The sequence below is a fragment of the Nonomuraea sp. NPDC026600 genome, from assembly GCF_040638335.1.
Lineage (GTDB): Bacteria > Actinomycetota > Actinomycetes > Streptosporangiales > Streptosporangiaceae > Nonomuraea.
Genome location: NZ_JBEZYD010000024.1, coordinates 99,585 through 119,791, shown reverse-complemented (window position 1 = coordinate 119,791; position 20,207 = coordinate 99,585). Strand labels below are relative to the sequence as shown.

Below are 20,207 nucleotides of genomic sequence, written 5' to 3'. Positions count from 1 at the left end.
TGCCAGTCTTGCCGCGATCAATTCGCCCCTGGCTGGGAGAAGCGTGGTGGGTACCATCCTCAAGACCGATCGGGTTCATGAGGCCCTTGCAGAGCAGGTGCGGCGCACCCCTGACCGCATCGCTGTGGTGGCGGGCACGACCCGCGTGACGTATGCCGATCTCGACTCACGCGCTGAGCGGATCGCCGGCGAATTACGTGCCCGGGGCGTGGGCCCCGGTGACTCGGTGGGCGTTTGCCTGGACAGAGACGACTCGCTGATCGCGGCGCTGCTGGGAGTGTGGAAGGCGGGCGCCGCCTACGTGCCGCTCGACCCGGCCTATCCCGCCGACCGGCTGGAGTTCATCGCCGCCGACGCCGGGATGGCCCACCTCATCACCTCGGAGCCGGTGGCCCGGAGGCAGGAGGCGGTGCTGCGGGCCTCTGGCGCCGAAGCCCTGCTGATCGAGTCCGTGGACGACGGCGCCGGATCCACGAGCCAGACCGCGCCTTCGGTCCCCGGCAAGCCGACGGACGCCGCCTACGTGATCTACACCTCCGGCTCGACCGGTCGCCCCAAAGGTGTGGTCATCGAGCATCGCAACGCCATGGCGCTGCTGCGTTACGAGGCAGTGCGGTACCCCGACGAGCTGGGCGGCATGTTGTTCGCCACGTCGGTGTGTTTCGACCCCTCTGTGACGCAGATGTTCCTGCCGCTGCTCTGCGGCGGGACCGTGATCGTGGCCGACAACCTGCTGGCGCTGTCCGCGCTCCCTGCCCGCGACGAGGTGACGGCCGTGTACGGCGCGCCCTCCGCACTGGTAGCGCTGCTGAGCGAGCCGCTCCCCGCCAGTGTGCGCATGGTGATCGCCGGAGGTGAGCCGTTCACCAGGGCTCTGGCCGATCGCATCTACGCCAACCCTGGCGTGCGCCGCGTGGTAAACGTATACGGGCCGACCGAATGCACGGTGACCTGCACTTCCTCCGAGGTGCTCCGCGACGGACAGGGCGAGCCGCCGATCGGCTCCGCCTATGCCGGTTCCGTGCTCAGCGCACGCGACGCCGATGGGCGGCCGCTGCCCGACGGCGAGATCGGGGAGCTGTGGGTGGCAGGGCCATTGGTCGGCAGAGGCTATCTGAACCGGTCCGAGCTGACCGCCGAGCGGTTCGTGACCGACGACGATGGCGTGCGGCACTACCGCACCGGCGACCTCGTCCGCCGCGAGAACGGGATCTACCACTACGCGGGCCGCAACGACGACCAGGTCAAGGTGGCCGGGTTCCGGGTGGAGCTGGGCGAGGTGCAGGGCACCCTGACCCGGCATCCAGGCGTGAACCACGCGGTCGTGCTGACCCAGGTTGACGCACGCGACGTACGGCGCCTGGTCTCCTACGTGCAGCCGGTCGCACGAGATGAGGCCGGGCCCACCGAGGCGGGACTGAGCGAGGCGGGGCTACGCGAGTGGATGCGCGAGCGGCTGCCCGACTACATGGTGCCGTCCAGAATCGCGATCCTGGACCGTATCCCGCTCGGGCCAACAGGGAAGATCGACCGCGCCGCTCTGCCCGTACTGGAGTTCGCTCCCGAGCTGGGCGCCTACGTCGCGCCGCGGAACGACATCGAGCGGCGGCTCGCTGAGATCATCGGTGCGGTGCTCGGCGTCGAGCGGGTGGGCATCCACCACCACTTCATCGACCTGGGCGGTCACTCCCTGGCCGCGGCCCGGATCTGCGCGGTCATCGAGCGGGAACTGGGCGCGCGGGTGGCGCTCACCACGTTCCTCGGCCGGCCCACGATCGCCGAGCTGTCCCCGCTCGTGGATGCCGCCGAGGCCACGCCATCCGGATCCGGCGCACCCCGGCTGGCCCGCCACCCGGGCAGGGACCGCTACCCGCTCACCTCCGCGCAGTACGGCATGTGGCTGCTGCGCGAGGTCAGCCGCACCAGGAACGCCACAACGCTCGCCTTCCGCCTGCGCCTGACGGGACTCGGCTCGGCCGAGCCCGTCAGGGCCGCACTGGACGCGCTGGTCCGTGAACACGAGGTGCTGCGCACCGTCACGGTGGTCGGCGAGGACGGCGAGCCGGTGGCCGAGGTACGGTCGCCCGCGCCGGTTCCGCTGGAGGAGCACCGCTACTCCCCCGGCCTGGCCGAGCAGCTCTCCGTCCACGGCTTCGACCTGTCCACGGACGTCCCGCTGCTGCGCGCGGGCCTGCTCTGGCACGACGAGCGGACCGCCGAGCTGATCATCGTCACCGACCACACCGCCTACGACGGCTGGTCCAACGCCACGCTCATGGCGGCGCTGACCGGCACTGTCGCCGAGCAGCCCGTCCAGGTCGGAGACGTGGCGCTGCTGGAGCAGGAGCTGACCGCCGACCCGGCCAGGACGGAGCGCCTGCGCGCGTTCTGGGCCGAAGAGCTGGCCGGGGCGGCGCCTCCGTACGACCTGTCGGCCCGCGCGCAGAGCGGCCCCAGCCGCTTCCGCGGGACCCGGCTGGTGCGCGGAGTGCCGCCGCGGATGGCGGCCAGGGTGGGTGAGCTGGCCGCGGCGACCGGCGCCACCCCGTTCGCGATCTACTTCACCGTGCTCGGCCTGCTGGTGGCGGCGCAGACCGACCGGCCTGACGTGCTGCTCGGCGCGGCCGTCGCCGACCGCGCCCATCCCGAACTGGAGGGGCTCGTCGGCCCGCTGGTCGACGTGCTTCCCGTACGCCTTCGCATCGACGGCGACCTGTCCGTACGGCAAGCCGTCACCCAGGCGGCGGCCGCCACGGCCCGCTCGCTCGATCACGTCGGCCTGCCCCCCGGGCAACGTCTGGCCGTCTCCGGCATCGAGCGTCCTCGCGGCACGATGCTCACCCCGGTCGTACTCTCCTACCAGCCGCCCGCCGTACCGGTGCGGCTGGAGCGCGACGGGCTAGCCGTGGAGCTGCTCGGCGAGCTGAGCGGCGGCGGGGCTCAAGCGCCGCTCACGCTGTTCGTGAACACCACGGTCGAGGGCGTCGAGGTCCAGGTCGAGTACGACATCGACCACTTCACCCGGGAGGAGGCCGAGTCCTTCGCCGACCGGTTCATGCGGCTGCTGGAGGCCGCGGTAACCGGTCCTGAACTGCCGCTGTCGGCGTTCGAGCTGGTCACCCCCGAAGAGCGGGCCACGTTGCTGGCCTGGGGCACCGGCGCGCCCCTGGCTGCGGCCGGCTCGGCCACCGTCGTGCACGAGGTGTTGGAGCAGGCCGCCCGCCACCCCGGGCGGGTCGCGGTGGCGGACGCGGCGGGCGAGCTGACGTACGCCGAGCTGGCGGAGGCGTCGGCCCGCGTCGCCGCCGCCCTGCGCGAGCCACTCGCCGTCGCTCCCGTCCCCGAAGGCGGCCACGTCGTGGCCGTGTGCCTGCCGCGTGACCGGCATCTGCCCGCGGCGCTGGTCGGCGTGGGCAGAGCGGGCGCGGCCTACGTGCCGCTCGAACCGGGCCACCCGGCCGAGCGGCTGCGACACCAGCTCGCCGACTCGGGCGCCCGCGTCGTGCTCGCGGCCGGGGACACCGTCCCGGTCGCGCGCGGGCTGGCGGAGTCCACCGGGGCGACCCTGCTGGACCTGACCGACCTCGCTACCCTGCCGGACGGCGACGCGGCCCCCGCCACCACGTCTGACGGGCTGGCCTACGTGCTCTACACGTCCGGCTCGACCGGTCGGCCCAAGGGCGTCGAGGTCACCCACGCCAACCTGGCGGCGTTCGTGGCGGCCATGCGGGTCACGCCCGGCATCCGCGACGACGACGTCATGCTCGGCCTGACCCCGTTCTCCTTCGACGTCTTCGGCTTCGACCTGTGGGTCAGCCTGTGCAACGGGCTCCGCCTGGAACTGCTCGACCGCGATTCGGCCGTCGACGGCCGCGCCGTGGCCCGGCGCATCGACGGCTCCGGCGTCACGCTGCTCACCGCCACTCCCACCACATTGCGCATGCTGGTCGCCGCCGGCTGGCCGGGCGGCGACCGGGTCCGCGTGGTCAGCATCGGCGAGGTCCTCGACCCGGCGCTGGCCGGCGACCTGCTGGCCCGCGTGGGTGAGCTGTGGAACTCCTACGGCCCGACCGAGACGACCATCTACTCCACCATGACCAGGATCACCGCCCCCGTCGGCGACAGCGTGCCCATCGGCGGGCCGCTGCCCGGCGAGCGGGCCTGCGTGCTCGACCAGGTGGGCCGGCTCGTCCCGCCGGGCGTGCCCGGTGAGCTGTGGATCGGCGGCGCGGGCGTGGCCAGGGGCTACCGCGGCGTCTCGGCGACCGCGTTCGCCGACGATCCGCTCGCGCCGGGTGAGCGCCGTTACCGCACCGGTGACCTGGCGTGCTGGCGCCCTGACGGCACACTGCACTTCCTCGGCCGCCGCGACCATCAGGTGAAGGTCCGCGGTCACCGGATCGAGCTGGGCGAGATAGAGGCCGCGCTGCGCGAGAGCGTGCCCGACGCGGTGGTCACCGTGCACGAGGAGCACCTCGTCGGCTACCTGGTCGGCGTGACAGACGACACGGTGGCGGACACCGGGGCGCTGGAGGCCGCGCTGGGCGAGCGGCTGCCCGACTACATGATCCCGCGCCGGTGGATGGCGCTCGACACTCTGCCCACCACCTCGTCGGGCAAGGTCGACAGGAGCGCGCTGCCCAAGCCGGACCACGCCACCACCCGGACCCTGATCCCGCCGAGCAGCGACGCCGAACTGCTGGTCGCCGAGGTCTGGCAGGCGGTGCTCAAGCTGGAGACGGTCGGCGTGGACGACGACTTCTTCCGGCTCGGCGGCCATTCGCTGGCAGCCCTGCTGGTCACCGGACGTCTCACGGAGGCGCTGGCCATAGAGGTGCCGGTGCGGCTGCTGTTCGAGCGGCCGGTGCTCGCCGCGCTCGCCTCGGCCGTCGAGACGCTGCTGTTGGCGGAGCTGGAGGCAGGCAGATGACCGAGGCGCAGCAGAGCCTGCAAGACCGGCTGGCGGTACGGCTGGCCGCCGCCCGCCGTGCCGCGGCCCGTACCGTGCCCGGCATCCCCACCAGAACCGGGGAATCGCCCACTCCGCCGTCACCCGCGCAGGCCCGGCTGTGGTTCCTGGATCAGCTCGCCGAGCCCGGCAACGGGGGCGCCTACAACGTCCCGACGGCCGTCCGGCTGCGCGGCCCGCTGGACACCGCCGCGATGCTGACCGCCGTGCGCGAGCTGGCCGAGCGTCACGAGGTGCTGCGCACGCTGGTCGACCAGGACCACACCACCGTGGTCGGCGCCGACCTGGTGCCGATCACGGTCGAGGACGTGGCCGACCGGGAACTGCTGGCGGGACGGCTGGAGCGGGAGGCGTACCGGCCGTTCGCGCTGGGTGCCGAGCCCCCGACCAGGGCGGTGCTGTACCGCATGGACGGCGACGAGCACGTGCTCCTGCTGACCGTGCACCACATCGCCTTCGACGCCTGGTCGAGGGACGTGGCGATGGCCGAACTGGCGGCGCTCTACACCGCCGGGCTCGGCCTGGGCGAGCGCCCGGCGCAGCCGCGGGTGCAATACGGCGACTACGCGCAGTGGCTCGCCGGGCAGCCAGAGAGCGACGTGAGCTGGTGGACCGACCGGCTAGTGGGCCTCGAACCAGTGCTCGACCTGCCCACTGACCGCCCGCGCCCGTCGATCGCGGACTGGGCGGGCGACGAGGTGCCCGTCCGGCTCGGCCCGGAGCTGGCCGCGAGGGTGCGGGCGGCGGCCGCCGAGATCGGGGGCACGCCGTTCATGGTGCTGCTGGCGGCCTGGCAGGAACTGCTCGGCCGGGTGTCGGCCACGGACGACGTGCCGGTAGGCGTCCTGGAAGCGGGCCGCCTGCACCCCGACACCGAGAGGATGCTGGGCTGCTTCGTCAATACGCTGGTCATGCGGGGTGACCGGTCAGGCGAGCCGACGGGCCGCGAGCTGCTCGCTCGGGTCCGCGACACGGCACTGGACGCGTTCGGGCACCGGGAGACGCAGTTCGAGCGTGTGGTGGAGGTACTGCACCCGGATCGGAACCTGGCCACCACGCCGATCTTCCAGGCGGTGCTGAACGTCGTGGACACCTCGCCGGAGCCGCCGCGCTTCGCCGGGCTGGAGGCCAAGGTCTTCGAGCCGCCGCTGCGGATCGCCAAGTACGACCTCAACCTGGCGCTGGCCAACGCCGGCGACGGCTACGAGGGCTCGCTGGCCTACCGCGCCGACCTCTTCGACGCGGGCACGGCACAACGGGTCGCCAGCTGGTACGAGACGCTGCTGGAGGGGATGCTCGATGATCTCGACTCCCCTACCGCCGCAGTGCCCCTGGAGCCGGTGACCGGGCCTCTGATCGCGGGACCGCGCCGGGACTACGACCTGTCCAGACCGCTGCACGCGTGGTTCGAGGACTGGGCGGCGCGTACGCCTGAGGCCGTCGCCGTCACCGACCCGGCGGGCACGCTGACCTACGCCGAGGTCGACCGCCGGGCCAACCGGATCGCGCACCGGCTGCTCGCGGCCGGCGTCGGGGCCGACGACGTGGTCGGCGTCCTCGCCGAGAGGCACGGACCGCTCGTCCCGGCGATTCTGGGCGTGCTCAAGGCGGGCGCCGCCTACATGCCGCTCGAACCGGCCTACCCGGACGACCGGTTGGCCTACATGGTGTCCTGTGGAGCCCGGCTGGTGCTGGCCGAGCGGGCGCTGGCCGCGCGGTTGCCCGGCGCTCTGGTCCTGGAGGACGTGCTGGCCGGGGACCTGCCGGAGACCTCTCCTGACGTGCCGGTCCTGCCGGAGTACCTGGCCCACGTACTGTTCACGTCGGGCTCGACCGGGCGGCCAAAGGGCGCGGCGGTGGAGCACCGGGCGGTCCTGCACTACCTGAGGGCGGTGGCTGAGCGGATCGACGGCGAGTACGCCTCTTGGGGTGTGGTCTCCACGATGGCCTCGGACCTGGTGATGACCTGCCTGTTCGGGGCGCTCATCAGCGGCGCCACCGTGCACCTGGTGGACCAGGACACCGGCACCGACCCCGACGCCTACACGCGCTACCTCGCCGCCCATCCGGTCGAGGTGATCAAGATGGTGCCCAGCCATCTGGAGCTGCTGGGGGCGCACGGCGACCTGGCCGCCATGCTGCCGTCGGAGTTACTCATCCTGGCGGGCGAGGCCACCTCATGGGAGCTGGCCGAGCGCATCAGGGCGGCCAGACCGGACCTGGAGCTGCAGATCCACTGCGGTCCCACGGAGACCACGGTGTCCGTGCTGAGCTGCACCGCGCCGGAGACGCCCAAGGGCACAGCGGCCGTCCCGCTGGGCCGGCCGCTGGCGAACGTCGACTGCTACGTGGTGGACCCGGCCGGCAGGCCGCTGCCCACGGGTGTGCCGGGAGACCTGTGGATCGGGGGTCCCAGTCTGGCGCGCGGCTATCTCGGCCGTCCCGACCTGACGGACGAACGTTTCGTGCCCGACCCGGTCACCGGCATCACCCGGTGCTATCGGACCGGTGACCGGGTACGGCTCAACGCGGACGGCCTGGTCGAGTTCCTCGGGCGGGTCGACGACCAGGTCAAGATCCGCGGCTTCAGGGTGGAGCTGGGCGAGGTCAAGGCGGCGCTGCACGACCAGCCGGGCGTGCTGGAGGCGGCGGTGCTGCCGATCGGCGAGGCGCACAACCGCCGCTTGGCCGCGTGGATCGCGCCCGCCACCGTCGACCTCGCGGCGGTCCGGGCTGGTCTGCGGGATCGGCTGCCCGAATACATGGTGCCACCGGCGATCGTCGTCCTCGACACGCTTCCGCTCACCCCGCTCGGCAAGGTCAACCGGGCCGCGCTGCCGATGCCCGAGGTGGCCGCGGCGGGCGAACGGGTGGCCCCGAGCACGCCGACGGAGCTGCGCGTCGCCGCGGCCTGGGCGGGCGTGCTGGGCACGGAGGACTTCGGCATCGAGGACGACTTCTTCGCCCTCGGCGGCGACTCCTTCATGGCGGTGCGCGCGGTGAGGGAGATCGATCCGGCGCTGCGCGTGATCGACCTGTTCACCCGGCCGACGATCCGCGAGCTGGCCGCCCATCTCGACTCGGACGACGGGGCCGAGCCCGGGCTGCTGCACCGGCTGGCGGGGCCCGCCGTGGCGAGCCGCACCGTACTGTGCGTGCCGTACGGCGGTGGCTCGGCCGCCGCCTACGGGCCGCTGGCGACCGAGCTGGCGACCCGGCATCCCGGCACCGCGGTGCTGGCCGTGGAGCTGCCCGGCCACGACCCGGCCCGGCCGGAGGAGCCGATGCTCTCCCTGCCCGAGCTGGTCGATCGGGTAATCGCGGAGCTCGCCCCGCTGACCACCGGGCCGATCGCGCTCTACGGACACTGCGTCGGCTCGGCTTCGGCCACCGAACTGGCGCTGCGCCTGGAGGAGTCGGGCGTGCCGGTGGCCGGGCTGTTCATCGGCGGCAGTTTCCCCGACGCCCGGTTACCTGGCCGGATCTCCGCCTGGTGGAACCGGAAGTTCCCGGCGAACAGGTGGTCATCCGACCGGTCGCAGCGCGACTTCCTGCGCACGCTCGGCGCGCTCGACGAGGACACTGGCGACACCGCGATCATGCTGCGCGGCCTGCGGCACGACGTGGAGGAGGCACAGGCCTGGTTCAGCGGGGAGCTGGCCGCCGCGGGCACGCGCCGAAGCGACGAGAACCGTGTGATCGACGGCGCGCGCAAGCTGGCCGCGCCGGTGCTGTGCGTGATCGGCGAGCGCGACCGCTCCACCGAGCTCTATCAGGAGCGCTACCGGGAGTGGGGCGCCTTCGCCGAGCGTGTGGAGCTCGCCACCATCCCCCGCGCGGGCCACTACTTCCTCAAGCACCAGGCACCACTCCTGGCCGAGCTGATCGACGGGCACCTCGACGGCTGGGCGGCGGGCCGGATGCCGCCACCGATCGGCGAGGTCGAGGTGGTCGGCGAGCGTGCCCGCAGGGACCTGCGCCGCTTCTACACCATGGCGGTCGGGCAGACCGCTTCGCTGCTGGGCAGCGCGCTCACCGCGTTCGCTCTGGGCGTGTGGGCCTATCAGGAGAGTGGGCGGGTGTCGGACTACGCGCTGGTCTCGATGCTGGCCACGCTGCCGTCGCTGCTGGCCTCCCCGCTCGGCGGGGCCGTGGCGGACCGGGTGGACCGCCGGCTGGTGATGCTGGCCTGCGACGCCATGTCCGCCGTCGCGACGGCCGTGCTGGTGGCGCTGCTGGTCACCGGGCGGCTGGAGGTGTGGCAGGTCGGTGTGATCTCCGGCGTGCTGTCGCTGGTCACGGCCTTCCATCGGCCCGCCTACCTGGCGGCCGTGGCGCAGCTCGTGCCCAAGCCTTACCTCATGCAGGCCAACGCGGTCGCCAACCTCGGTACCGGGCTCGGCATGCTGCTCGCCCCGCTGGCCGGGGCGGCCCTGATCACGCTGATCGGCCTGCACGGCGTGGTGGCCGTGAACATCGCCACCTTCGTCATCGGCCTGTCCACACTGCTGCTGGTGCGCTTCCCCGACCGGATGTTCCACCGGCTGGAGGAGACGTTCACACAGGCCATGGTGGGCGGCTGGCGCTTCCTCGTACGGCGCCGCCCGCTGATGATCATGATCGGGTTCTTCGTCGTGGAGAACTACCTCGGGATGCTCGCCCTGGCGGTGACCGTGCCCACCGTGCTGTCGTTCGGCGACGTGGCGGCCGTCGGCACGGTGACTGCGGCGCAGGGTTTGGGCGCGGTGCTCGGGGCGCTGGTCATGGTGTTCTGGGGCGGCACGGAGCGGCGGGCGATCGGCATGGTCGGCTTCGTCAGCGGCTTCGGCCTGGGGATCCTGCTGATCGGACTACGCCCGTCGGTCGCCCTGGCGGCGGCCGGCGGCCTGCTGTCGTGGCTGTTCCTCAGCATCCTCAACGCGCACTGGCTGTCGATCATCCAGCTCAAGGTAGGACTGGAGCTGCAGGGGCGGGTGCTGGCCACCAACCAGATGCTGGCGGTGTCCATGACGCCGCTGGCCTTCCTCACCGCACCAGCCCTGTCCGACCTGTTCGGCCCGCTGCTGGAGCCTGGCGGGGCGCTGGACGGCACGATCGTCGCTCAGCTCGTCGGCGTCGGCCCAGGCCGGGGCGTGGGGCTGCTCCTGGCGGTGACGGGCGCGCTACTGGTGGTGTGGGGCGCCCTGGGCCTGTGGTACCGGCCACTGCGGCTGATGGAGGACCACCTGCCGGACGCGGTGGCGGGTGCCGAGATCGCGGACGATCTTGACGGTGTGCAGGAGGAGGCGGACAGGGAGCTGGCGCGCGGCCACGCATAGGCCTAGATGTGAACGACTGATGGGCCGGCCGCGTGGCACATCCGAAGCAGCGGCCACATCCGACGAAATCATACTCAGTAGGGTTTCTTCATGATTTTCTAGAAACCCTACTGACGTGAAGCCGAAGCCGGGCGTAGCTTCGAAGCAACTTCATCGCCCCGAGCCGAGGTGACCCATGACAAGTCACAGCACGATCATGGAAGCGCGAATGTCGCTTGCCACCCGGCTCAAAGACCTCCGAACCGCCCATACCGGGGACGGCCGGCGCATGACCGGCGACCGCCTGGCCGAGGCCATGGGATGGCGCGGACGCAAGGCCCGCATCTCCAAGATCGAGAACGGCCAGCAGGTCCCGAGCGAGGACGACATCCGCGCCTGGGCCACCGCCTGCGGCGCCGAACAGGAGATACCCGACCTGCTCGCCGCCGCCCGTCATATCGACACGCTGTACACCGAATGGCGCCGCCTGGAACGGCACGGACTCGGCCAGGTCCAGGAAGCGTTCATCCCGCTGTACGAGCGGACGACCCGCTTACGCGTGTGGCAGCACTCCACGGTGCCCGGCCTGCTGCAGACCGAGGCGTACGCGCGCGCCCACCTGTCCACGATCATCTCGTTCCGCGGCATACCCGACGACCTGGAGCGGGCCGTGGCCGCGCGCATGGCGCAACAGCAGTCGCTCGGCGGCGTGCGGCGCTTCGTGTTCGTGCTCGCCGAGCAGACACTGCGCACGCCCATGGTGAACCCCACCGGGATGAACGCCCAGCTCGACAGACTGGCCACCTACACCCGGGACAATCCATACGTCAGCCTCGGCATCCTCCCGTACACCCGCAAACCTCCCGTCATGCCGCCGGAGAACTTCTGGCTGTACGACGCCAACGAGGTCCGGGTGGACGGGGTGGCGGCGCAGTTCCGGATCAAGAAACCGGACGACGTCGCCGTCTACGAGAAGGCGTTCACGGCACTGGCTGAGGTGGCGGTTTACGGGCAGCCCGCACTGGCTTGTATCGACGCGGCTCGCCGAGATCTTTGAGAAACTTTTCGAAACTTACTTGAGCTGCGCGGACGCTGGTTCGTACTTTCGAGGCGGACCACTTCGCGGCGGTCGGAAGGCTCCCGAACTTCCAAACCCCCGGCCGCCGCAAGCAAAGAACCACCTCTGTGAGGAACCCGCTGTGTCACCCACCGCCTTATCCGCGGTCGTCTCCCCACGCCGGCCCGCGACTTCACCGCCGTCCGCGCTCCGCGACCGCACTTTCGGCGTATCAGCCCCAGCACCGCATCCTCACAGCTCTCGCCCGCTCCCCGCCGGTTCCCAGGACCACCGCCAGGCGGTACAGCGGCCGTTCGCGCAGGTCATCTCGGCAGCGCCCATCCCTTCGTGCAGCCCCCACCTCACGATTGGAGTACGGCAATGATCCCCCTGCTGGATCGGTCGGCCCTGACCGATCCGTGCGACCTCGTCGACGTGGGCCTGCTCGATCGGCTGATCGAGCGAGTCGCGCGCGACAACTGCACCACCACCGCCTACGCCGAGCGAATCATGCGGCAGACGCTCGGTTTTCTTGCCACATGTGCCCTCAATCCAGACGCCGGTCTGTCACCCTCGGAAGAGGTGGACAAGGGCTGGCACGCCTTCCTGCTTCACACCCGCGAGTACGCGGCGTTCTGCGAGCAGGTGGCCGGACGGTTCATCCATCACAGGCCCGACGACCCGGCCGGGGAAGCGCCCCGCCCCGCGGCTGAGCGAGTCGGCGCCACCGTACAAGCCATGCGTGCCACCGGTCTCCCGGTGGACGTCGAGTTGTGGATCCCCGACGGCAGATGCGGCCAGTGCTACTCCGGCTGCGCCGACGACTCCGGAAGTGGAGGATGACGATGACCCGCCAGCAATGGGAAGACCTCCCGGTCAGCGTACGCGAAAGGGTAGAGCTCGAATGCGGCGGCCCGGTGATCAAGGCGGAGCCCGCCGGCGAAGGCGTCATGCCCGGCGTCGCGGCGCGGCTCCAGACCGACAACCACAGCGTGTTCATCAAGGCCGTCGAGGCAGCCGGTATCGCTGCCAAGGCACACCGTACGGAGTCCTGGGCGGCGAGCGTCCTGCCCGACGAGGCTCCCGCACCGCACCTGCTGTGGCGAGGGCAGCAGGACGGCTGGCTGGTGACGCTGTTCGAGTACATCAACGACAACAGCCGCCACGTCGACCTGACACCCGGCTCCCCCGACCTGTCCGCCGTCCTGGACACGGTCTCCCTGCTCGGCGCCCTCCTCACCCCCTGCCCCCGAGGAGGAGCGCCGGTCATCGACAACATCCTGCCGCTCCTGGCCAAGGACTCCCACCTACGCGACAAGGGCATCCCGGCCGACCGCGACCTGTACGACACCGCGATCGAACGGTTCGAGCCAAGCGACCTCCGCGGCAACACCCTGCTGCACTACAACCTCGGCTCGAGCAACATGCTCATCTCACAGGGGAGCGTGTACGTGATCGACTGGTCGTACGCCGCTCGAGGCGCGGCCTGGATCGACGCGGCCATGCTCGCCCCACGCCTCGTCGAGGCCGGACACACCCCACCAGAGGTGGACGAGCTACTGTCCCGCGTGCCCTCGTGGACGTCCGCACCTCCCGACGCGGTGATCGGGCTGGCGGCGCTGTGGACGCGGTTCCGCATCTACAAGGCTCGGTACGGGCCGGAGGAGATGCGCGAGTTCCGGGCCAGGGCGGCGGTCGCGGGGAAGACGTGGCTCTCGTACCGGCAATCCTTGTGAGGTGCTGAGCCACCGCCTATGCGCTTAGCCACAGGCGTGGGCCGCAGGCGGGGATCTCGGGCGGAGATCCCAGGCGGGGGCCACAGATGTGGTGAGCCACCAACCCCCTGAGCCCGCGCCGAAGGCGCCCGCCCAGACAAGGGGCGCTCGCCGGGAGGGGGGCGAGCGCCCTTTGCCTGGGCGGGCGCCTTTGCCTGGGACTACTTCGGCGCCGTGGTGACCACGACCGTCGGCGGGGAGCCGAGCGCGATAACGGACGGCACACAGGACCTCTACGGAGACTTCGCCCTGCTGCAGGGCTCCACCTACGCCGTCTACAACTGCCCAAGCCTCTCGGGCAGTGGTCGGGGGCGTGAGCAGGTCGACTCCCGCGAACGGCACCTCCGCCTGCACCAGCGGCATCAGGACAGTCCAGATCTGCCGGCGGATCGTGACCGACGCGAACTGGGAGAGGTACGTCAGTGGGGTGTACATGCGTCACCTGGCGTTCATCCAGTCCGACCATGCCGGGGACGGGCAGTGCAACTGCACGACGACCATGCCACTGAACTGATCGCCACCACGACACTCGCGGACGTGAACAACCCCCGCCGGTTGATGCCAGGCGGGGCGTTCACGTCCGTCCGGGGCCCTGCCACGTCTTCAAGACGTTGCGTTGGCTGCGGTTCCTGCACGATGAGGGGTTGTGCGTTCCGGCCTCGGCGAGCCCCTGCGTGGTCGTCCCCTGACGTCAGGGAAGGTTCGGATGAGATCCGTGCGCGAACCGCACCGTGATGGACAAGCCGCCTTCGGGGCGTGCGCTGGTGGTGATGATCGCGTGGTGAGCTTGCGTGACGGCATTGACGATGGCGAGGCCGAGACCGTAGCCGTCGCGACGCCCGTGACGATCAGGCGCCAGTTTCTGGAAGGGTTGAAAGAGGCGCTGGATCTGGTTGTCGGGGATGACCGGCCCGCTGTTGGTGACCGTAAGGGCCACCTGCGTGCCAGAGGTCTGAGTGGTGACCTTTATGTGCCCGTCTGCGTGGTTGTGGCGGATGGCGTTGTCGATGAGGTTGGCGACGAGGCTTTCGATCAGTCTGGGGTCCCCGGTCGTCACTGCGGGCGTTAGGCGTTCGGCCAGGTCAATGCCTGTCTCCGTAGCTTGGTCGCGGCGGGAGGCGAGTACTCCTTCGACGACGCGGGCGAGGTCGAAGGTGTCCCAGCGGGTGACGCCACGCTCGCTGGTAGCCAGAGCCAGCAGTGCTTGAACGAGCCGCTCCTGGTGTCCGCCCAGAGCGAGGGCCTCCTGGCAGGCCGAGCGCAGGGTGGCGGTGTCGGCATCGGGGTCGGCGAGGGCGACTTCAAGAAGGGTGCGCAGGCCGGCGAGAGGGGTGCGCAGCTCGTGGGAGGCGTTGGCGACGAAGTGGCGTTGGGCGTCGAAGGACGCCTGCAGGCGGGCGAACAGGTCGTCCAAGGTGTGGCCGAGCTCGGTCAGCTCGTCCGTGGGCTCGCCGAGGTCAAGGCGCCGGTGGAGGTCGCTGGCGGAGATGATTTGGGCGGTGGCGGTGATGGCGCGCAGCGGGTGCAGGAACCGGCCGGCGACGTACCAGCCGAGAGCCAGGGCGACGGGAATCAGAACGACCAGGGCGACGGCGGATCCGACGAGGAGTTGGGGCAGGCTGACCCCGGGCCCGGTTTCGGTGATCGCGCTCGATGAGGGGTGGCCCTTGGGGGTGACCGCCTGGATGCTGGCGAGGGGGACGTCGACGAAGACGAGCACGAAGACCCCTGCGGCGTAGATGCCCGCCGCGTAGGCGAGCGCGAGCCGCGTCTGCAGGGACCTTCTGGCGAGCTTGTGGGAGGTCATGACGGTCCGATGCGGTAGCCGCCTTCGCGGATGGTCTCGATCACGGGCGGGTCCCCGAGCTTGGCCCGCAACCGGTGCATGGTGTGCTTGACGGCACTGCTGAAGGGGTCGGCGGCCTCGTCCCAGACGCGCTCCAGCAGTTCCTCCGCCGAGATGACCAGCCCGGGTACGGCGAGCAGGCATTCGAGCAGGGCGAACTCCCTGGGACTCAGCTCAAGACGCCGACCGGCCCGGAACGCGGTACGGCGGGCCGGATCGAGAGTGATGTCCCCGCATACCAGAGTGGGCGGTACCGGCGGCGTAGCGCGACGGGCCAGAGCCCGCACGCGGGCGACCAGTTCGGCGAACGCGAACGGCTTGGGCAGGTAGTCATCAGCACCAAGGCTGAGCCCGTCGACGCGATCCTCGATCGTCCCGGAGGCGGTCAGCATCAACACGCGGGTCTCACAGCGGCCGTGGGCGAGTCGCCGGCAGATCTCGTCCCCGTGGACGCCGGGCAGGTCCCGGTCGAGGATCACCACGTCGTAGCGGGTGGCGGCCAAACGGTCGAGGGCGTCGTTTCCATCCAGGACGACGTCGACGGCCATCCCCTCGCGGCGCAACCCGGTGCCGATGGAGCGGGCCAGTACCTCGAAGTCCTCGACGACGAGGACCCTCACCGCCGCTCACCGCCGGTCGTCGTACGGGCGGGGCGGCCGCCGGGTCGAGGTGCCATGCGTCAACGATGCCAGATCCCAGGTTCCAGCCGGGTCGCAGCGGCTGCGACCCGGCTGGAACCTGGTGCCGCGTACAACCGTCGGCATGAGTTCATTCACGCCCCACCGATCCAGCCAACGGGCCGGCTTCTCCGCGTTGCTGCGCGCGGAGTGGACCAAGTTCCGCTCCGCGCGGGGCTGGGTGCTCGCCATGGCGGCCTCCGTGCTGGTCACCGTGTCGCTCGGACTGCTGATCGCCGGGGGCGCCCGCACCACCTGCGTGACCGGAAAGGGAGAGGGCCCCTGCCCCGCGCCATTGGTGGGACCCGATGGCACCGCGGTGCAGGACAGGTACTACTTCGTGCACCAGCCACTCAAGGGGAACGGCAGCATCACCGCCCGCGTTTCGGACATGACCGGGCAGATCCGGCTGCCGGACGCCGTACCCGGGGTGCGCAACATCAAGGAGGGGGTGGTGCCGTGGGCGAAGGCCGGGCTCCTCGTCAGGCAGAGCCTCAAGCAGGGCACACCGTATGCCGCCGTCATGCTCACCGGAGATCACGGCGTACGGATGCAGTACAACTTCACCCACGACGTGCCCGGCGGTCCGCACAATGGCCCGCAGTGGCTGCGGCTGACCAGGTCGGGCGACACCATCACCGGCTACGAGTCAGACGACGGCAAGACGTGGACCGAGGTCAGCACGGTCAAGCTGACCGGGCTGCCGGAGACGGCGGAGATCGGGCTGTTCGCCACCTCGCCAGGCGTCTTGTGGGAGATGGCGAAAGCCTTCGCCCAGGCCACCGCCACTTTCGACCAGATCACGCTGCAGGGCGCGAACGATTCGTGGCGCCGCGACGACGTCGGCGTCTCCATGGAGTCCGACGGCAAGACCCCGCATCACCCGGGCGGGGTCGTCGAGTCCGGCGACAAGCTCATCGTGACCGGGGGTGGTGACATCGGGCCCGCCACGGTGGAGGGCGGTCTGCGCGCTGACCTCATGCTGATCGGCGGGGCCGTGGGGCTGATCCTGGTGCTCGTGGTGGCGGTCATGTTCTTCACGGCGGAGCACCGGCGCGGACTGATCGGGACCGGCCTGCCGGCCGAGCCGCATCCGGCGCGGCTGCTGGCGGCCAAGGCCACGGTGGTCGGCGCGGTCGCGTTCGTGACGGGGCTGGTGACCTCGGGGGTCGTGGTCCCTGTCGGCCTGGCGATGTTGCGTGCCCATCAGAACCCGGTTCAGCCGATCACCCTGGGTACCGAGCTGCGGGTGATCGTCGGCTACGCGGCGCTGACCGCGGCCGCCGCCGTGCTGGCTCTGGGCCTGGCCGCGCTGGTCAGGCGGGGCATCATCGCCATCGGGCTGGCCATCGCGCTGGTCGTCGTGCCTTACCTGCTGGCGACCGCGGGCCTGGCGCCATGGCTGCTGATGATCACTCCTGCCGCCGGGTTCGCGATCACGCAGAGCATCCCCACGTTCGCGCATGTGGACGTGGACCAGTCACTGCTCGGGGGCTATTACCCGCTCCCGCCATGGGCGGGCTTGGCCGTGACCTGCGGATATGCCGCCCTCGCCCTTGGGGCGGCGATTGCCGTACATCGCAGGAAGGCCTCATCTCAGATTCCGCTCCCCTAAAGGCACAGAAACCCGGTCGGCACGTTCGGCGGCAGCAACCCGGGATTCGAGCTCACGACAATGCCGGAATTATGCCCGGACCTCGAGACCGGCCGAACACATCCCCACCGGCAGCTCACTCGCGCGCTGCCGGCTCTCTCACCCGACCGAACACATGACCTGCTCGCACTCGACTGCGCATACGCCCGGCTACGGACCACGGGCGACCACCGCCAGCCGTCCGTCCTGATCGATCACCGCGAGGTCGCCTGACTGGTCGGTGCGGTAGACGCGGGCACCGAGGCGTTGCAGGAGTGCGATCGTGGACGGGGCTGGATGGCCGTAGTCGTTGTCGGCGCCCACGCTGATCAGTGCCGCGCGAGCGCCGACGGATGCGAAGAAGGCCGGGTCCAGCCTGCGCGAGCCGTGGTGCGGGACCTTGAGTACGTCCGCTCGCGGGGCGAGACGGCGCAGGAGTTCGTCTTGGGCCTCGGTCTCGATGTCGCCGCTCAGGAGGGCCGAGCCTGCTCGCCAGCGTACGCGGGCCACGACGCTGGCGTTATTGATCAAGCTTCCTTCCCCTTGGCCGCCGGCCTTACCCTGCGACAGGTCGGGGGCGAGGATGGTCACCTCGGAGGGTCCCAGCTGCCAGCGACTGCCCGAGGGCGGTGTCCACTCAGGGATCCGGTGACGGGCGAGGATGGTCGCGATGCGGCTGCTCTCCTGCGGGGCGACGCGTTGCGGGCTGACGATGGCCGCGCCGACGCGCCTGTTCTTGAGTACGCCGGGGAGCCCGTCCACGTGGTCGGCGTGCGGGTGCGTGAGGAGTAGCAGGGGTACGTCGCGTACGTCCAGCCTGCGAAGGCAGCGGTCCATGACGACGGGGTCCGGGCCGGTGTCGACGACGATGCCCCGGCCGGGACCGGCCGCCAGCACGATGCCGTCACCCTGTCCGACGTCGCAGACCACCATCAGCCAGTTCGGGGGCGGCCATGGCTTGACCACGGGACGAACGACGAGCACGACCACGAGCGCCACGCCGGCCATCGTGAGCGCCACCGTCCGCCAGGCACGGCGTCGAAGCACGGGAACCGCCACAGCCACGGCGATCACCAGGAGGCCGAGCCCCGGAAGCCCGCCCGGCCACGGAAGTGTGGCGAGCGGCACGCCCACGGCCCACTGGGCGACCATGATGATCCAGCCGACCGCGTACCCGGCCGGGATGACCAGCCATTGAGCCGCCTGAGGCCAAAGGGGAGCCACCAGCGCGGCAACGAACCCGAGGATGGTCGCGGGCGCCACTGCCGGGCCCGCGAGCAGGTTGGCAGGGATCGCCACCAGAGTGAGCTGGCCGGACATCAGCACGAGAACCGGTGTCACAGCGACCTGCGCCGCCGCAGACACGGCCACCGCCTCCGCCGCCCATCGAGGAAGCCGCAGACGACGCCCCCGCGGAGAGCGGATCGGGGTAGAGGGAGACGCCAGGACTTCATCGGATGTGGTTGCACCGTCGAACGCCGTATCGAGCGTGCCGCCACCACGAAGTACCGAGTCGGAGGCGACAGCGCCACAGACCACCGAGTCGAACGTGACGGCACCACCGAACGCCGGATCAGATGTGGCGGCGCCGCAGGGCGACGAGTCGCTGTGGCGCCCAGTGTCGCTGGCTCGGGTGGAAACGGGCCGCTCGCAGTCCGAGTCGTTGTGGATGGCGGCATTGGCCGGGGTCTCCGCCGGGTCAGGGCCGGTGAGGCGGGCTCTCCAGCGGGGAGCGAGGAGGAGGATGCCGGCGGTGGCGGACACCGACAGGGCGAAGCCGTACGAGTGCGCCAGTTCGGGGTCGAACAGGATGAGCAGCAGGATCGACACCGACAGAGCCGCAACGCCATCCTTTGTCCGGCCGGTGCCGAGGGCTACGGCGGCGCTCAAGCCCATGAGCAGGGCCCGGAGGACGCTCGGCGAGGGCCTGGCCACCACGGCGAACGCGATCATGGCGACGGCGGCGAGGACGGCTCTCAGGGCGAGCGGGAGTCCTGCCAAGCGGGAGACGGCCAGGACGGCGCTTGCGACGATCGCCAGGTTCGCGCCGCTGACCGCGTTCAAGTGGCTCAGGCCTGCTTCGGTGAGGTCGGCGGTGAGTTGTCGGTCCATGCGGGAGACGTCGCCTACGACCAAGCCGGGCAGGAGGCCGCGCTGGTCTGCCGGGAGTACGTCTGCGGCCGTCCGCAGACCCGCGCGGAGGGTGCCTGCCGCGGCTTGGATCCATGACGGAGGTGTGAGGACATGTGGTGGGCCCCGGACGAGGAGGACGGCGCTTATCAAGTCGCCTGGGGTTGCCTGGGCGAGGCGGGCGGTTACCTCCAGGCGCTGGCTTGGGAGGAGGCGGGTCCATTCGGGGCCTTGGGCGAAGACGATCACGGGGGTGTTCACGGCCAGCCGGGTTGCCGGGGTTTGGAGCAGGGTCAGGGTGGCGGGGACGACTATTCGGTCTTGGGCGAAGCGTCCGCCTCGGTGGCGTCTGACCTTCGGGTCGTCGGTGAGGGTGATCTGTGCGGTGACCTGGGCTCCGCGGGCCGCCAGGGCGACCACCGGCCCGGTGCTCACGGCGTGGACGCGGAGCGCTACCGAAGCCGAGGTCGCGGCGACGCAGGTGAGAGTCGCGATCGCCACGTTGCGCCAGAGCCGTCGAACGGCGCCGGGAACCGGTCCCGAGGACGCACGAGCGGATGCGATCCGCCTGAGCACGGAGAGGAAGCGGGCGGCTCGGGGTGAGGAAGGTGTCAGCGGCGGGCGGGTGAGCGAGGAGGGTCGGTGTACGCGCGCGAAATTGGAGACTGCCAGGAGGGTCGCCGCGGACCCAGTGGCCAGGATGGAGACGATCAGGCCCGTCGTCGGGGAGAGGTTCAGGAGGGTGAGGGCGGTGGCCCAGGCGGCCAAAGCGGGGAGAGCCAGGGACCAGGAGTGGGGGGAGGCGGGAAGGTCGTGGGGCATG

The 20,207-nt window shown here is 70.9% G+C and carries 10 protein-coding genes; 7 read left to right on the top strand and 3 right to left on the bottom strand.

What is annotated here, in order from left to right:
* Positions 1–46: 46 nt before the first annotated feature.
* The 6 genes from AB0F17_RS41135 (at position 47) to AB0F17_RS41110 (ending at position 13,612) form a co-directional block, all read left to right on the top strand.
* On the top strand, positions 47–4,930 hold the full coding sequence (locus AB0F17_RS41135; protein WP_358034639.1) for an amino acid adenylation domain-containing protein: 4,884 nt from the start codon (positions 47–49) through the stop codon (positions 4,928–4,930).
* Positions 4,927–10,287, top strand: a complete 5,361-nt coding sequence (locus AB0F17_RS41130; RefSeq protein ID WP_358034636.1) for an amino acid adenylation domain-containing protein — start codon at positions 4,927–4,929, stop codon at positions 10,285–10,287. The genes AB0F17_RS41135 and AB0F17_RS41130 overlap by 4 nt, the downstream gene beginning before the upstream one ends.
* Positions 10,288–10,495: 208 nt before the next feature.
* Complete coding sequence (locus AB0F17_RS41125) at positions 10,496–11,323, top strand: helix-turn-helix transcriptional regulator (protein WP_358034633.1); 828 nt, start codon at positions 10,496–10,498, stop codon at positions 11,321–11,323.
* 381 nt (positions 11,324–11,704) lie between these two features.
* A complete protein-coding gene (locus AB0F17_RS41120) occupies positions 11,705–12,166 on the top strand; it encodes a hypothetical protein (protein WP_358034630.1) in 462 nt (153 codons plus the stop codon).
* A gap of 2 nt (positions 12,167–12,168) precedes the next feature.
* Positions 12,169–13,059, top strand: coding sequence for a phosphotransferase (locus AB0F17_RS41115; RefSeq protein WP_358034628.1), 891 nt, complete (start codon positions 12,169–12,171; stop codon positions 13,057–13,059).
* Positions 13,060–13,411: 352 nt separating this feature from the next.
* Positions 13,412–13,612: a hypothetical protein gene (locus AB0F17_RS41110; protein ID WP_358034625.1), complete on the top strand. Its 201-nt coding sequence runs from the start codon at positions 13,412–13,414 to the stop codon at positions 13,610–13,612.
* Between the two features lie 177 nt (positions 13,613–13,789).
* Here the strand turns inward: AB0F17_RS41110 and AB0F17_RS41105 are convergent, their stop codons facing one another.
* Both AB0F17_RS41105 and AB0F17_RS41100 read right to left on the bottom strand, forming a co-directional pair.
* Positions 13,790–14,905 (bottom strand): HAMP domain-containing sensor histidine kinase, encoded by a 1,116-nt coding sequence (locus AB0F17_RS41105; RefSeq protein WP_358034622.1) that lies wholly within the window; start codon positions 14,903–14,905, stop codon positions 13,790–13,792.
* Positions 14,902–15,564, bottom strand: coding sequence for a response regulator transcription factor (locus AB0F17_RS41100; RefSeq protein ID WP_358034619.1), 663 nt, complete (start codon positions 15,562–15,564; stop codon positions 14,902–14,904). Before AB0F17_RS41100 ends, AB0F17_RS41105 begins: the two co-directional genes overlap by 4 nt.
* Positions 15,565–15,706: 142 nt before the next feature.
* On the opposite strand from AB0F17_RS41100, the gene AB0F17_RS41095 reads away from it, so the two are divergent.
* The gene (locus AB0F17_RS41095; protein WP_358034616.1) at positions 15,707–17,236 is read left to right on the top strand and encodes a hypothetical protein; all 1,530 of its coding nucleotides are present in this window, start codon (positions 15,707–15,709) and stop codon (positions 17,234–17,236) included.
* Positions 17,237–17,425: 189 nt separating this feature from the next.
* On the opposite strand, the gene AB0F17_RS41090 is transcribed toward AB0F17_RS41095, so the two are convergent.
* Positions 17,426–20,206, bottom strand: coding sequence for a ComEC/Rec2 family competence protein (locus tag AB0F17_RS41090; protein ID WP_358034614.1), 2,781 nt, complete (start codon positions 20,204–20,206; stop codon positions 17,426–17,428).
* Position 20,207 lies beyond the last annotated feature (1 nt).

Excerpts from the sequence above, each read along its gene's own strand:
- AB0F17_RS41130 (WP_358034636.1), top strand. The coding sequence starts at position 4,927 with ATGACCGAGGCGCAGCAGAGCCTGCAAGACCGGCTGGCGGTACGGCTG.
- AB0F17_RS41125 (WP_358034633.1), top strand. The coding sequence starts at position 10,496 with ATGTCGCTTGCCACCCGGCTCAAAGACCTCCGAACCGCCCATACCGGG.
- AB0F17_RS41120 (WP_358034630.1), top strand. The coding sequence starts at position 11,705 with ATGATCCCCCTGCTGGATCGGTCGGCCCTGACCGATCCGTGCGACCTC.
- AB0F17_RS41115 (WP_358034628.1), top strand. The coding sequence starts at position 12,169 with ATGACCCGCCAGCAATGGGAAGACCTCCCGGTCAGCGTACGCGAAAGG.
- AB0F17_RS41105 (WP_358034622.1), bottom strand. The coding sequence starts at position 14,905 with ATGACCTCCCACAAGCTCGCCAGAAGGTCCCTGCAGACGCGGCTCGCG.
- AB0F17_RS41095 (WP_358034616.1), top strand. The coding sequence starts at position 15,707 with ATGAGTTCATTCACGCCCCACCGATCCAGCCAACGGGCCGGCTTCTCC.
- AB0F17_RS41090 (WP_358034614.1), bottom strand. The coding sequence starts at position 20,206 with ATGCCCCACGACCTTCCCGCCTCCCCCCACTCCTGGTCCCTGGCTCTC.